Annotated in this window: 1 protein-coding gene; it reads left to right on the top strand. The window is 70.8% G+C overall.

The features are described 5' to 3' along the window. Positions 1-18: 18 nt before the first annotated feature. On the top strand, positions 19-1,032 hold the full coding sequence (locus tag D7V93_RS43135) for a hypothetical protein (RefSeq protein WP_120648685.1): 1,014 nt from the start codon (positions 19-21) through the stop codon (positions 1,030-1,032). Positions 1,033-1,255: the final 223 nt, after the last annotated feature.

Raw genomic sequence — 1,255 nt, 5'->3', positions numbered from 1 at the left:
CCCCCGAGGGAGTCCCCCATGAGCTTCATCGACGCCGCCCGCCGTTCCGTCAGCAACACCATCCGCCAGGTGAGGCAGGACCCCATCAAGGCGGCGAAGGACATCGGGACGCAGGCGAAGAAGGGCTACGACACCTTCACGAAGGTGAAGACGGCCGTGAAGGACGGCTTCGACAACGTCAAGAGCCTGAAGACGGACGGCTTCAAGGCGACGCTGAAGGGCAACGTCGACAAGCTGGTCTCCAAGGCGACGGACCCGAAGACGAAGCTCGACCTCAAGGGCAAGCTGGGCATCGCGGGCAAGGCGTTCGGCACGGTCCTGAGCGCCGCGAAGCTGCCGGGCCAGGTGGGCACCGCGTTCAGCGACGTGCGCAACGCCGTGCGCAGCGGCAGCAGCGAGGACTGGAACAAGGCGCTGGGCTCCGTCGCCACCGCCGGCAAGGGCGCGGTCAGCACCGTCAAGGGCGGTCTGGAAGTCGCCCGTGACGTGCAGAAGTTCGGCAGCTCCTACAAGGCGGCGAGCGCCGCCTTCAAGGCCGCCGTCCCGGGCGCCGGTCCCAAGCTGGCGCGCGCCGCCGCGGGCGCCGCCGCCAAGGCCGCCTTCGAGGGTGGGGCCAGCCAGGCCATCAAGAGCGGCGTGCGCACCGCCGTGAACACGGCCGTGAAGAACAGCGGTCTCGCCGCGAAGGCCGTCACCGGCACCGCGACCCGCGCCGCCGCCCGCGCCGCGCTGAGCGAGGGTGGCAAGGCCGCCGCCAAGGCCGGCGCGACCGCCGCCGCCCGCGCCGCCGGTGGGACGCTGGCCAAGGCCGCCGGCCGCTTCGCGCCGGGCGCCAACATCGCCATCGCCGCCTTCGACACGGCCAACGCGGTCTCCACCGTGCGTGACCCGAACGCCAGCACCACCAAGAAGGTCACGAGCGTCATCACCGCCGTGGGCTCCATCGCCGCCGCCACCAACATCCCGGTGGTCAGCCAGGTGGGCGCCGCCGTCTCCGCCGTCTCCAGCTTCGTCGGCGGCCTGTTCGGGTAGTCGTCGCTCACAGCCCCCCGGCCTGCTTTTTCCGGGGTAGTCACTGAAGGGCCCTTTCCGGGGATGTCACCGGGGGGCCCTTTTCTGTTAGGCACACCGTGTGAGACGCGCTCGTTTCAATCCCATCTGGGACCACGGTCGCTATCTGCCAGGAGGCCCGCCGGTGGCCAGCAAGAAGAATCCCCCCGCGAATCCGCCGGCCGCCAAGGCGTCCGGCAAGTCC

Source organism: Corallococcus llansteffanensis (assembly GCF_003612055.1).
GTDB classification, from domain to species: Bacteria; Myxococcota; Myxococcia; order Myxococcales; family Myxococcaceae; genus Corallococcus; species Corallococcus llansteffanensis.
This window is presented reverse-complemented; position numbering and strand designations above follow the sequence as displayed.

Excerpts from the sequence above, each read along its gene's own strand:
- D7V93_RS43135 (WP_120648685.1), top strand. The coding sequence starts at position 19 with ATGAGCTTCATCGACGCCGCCCGCCGTTCCGTCAGCAACACCATCCGC.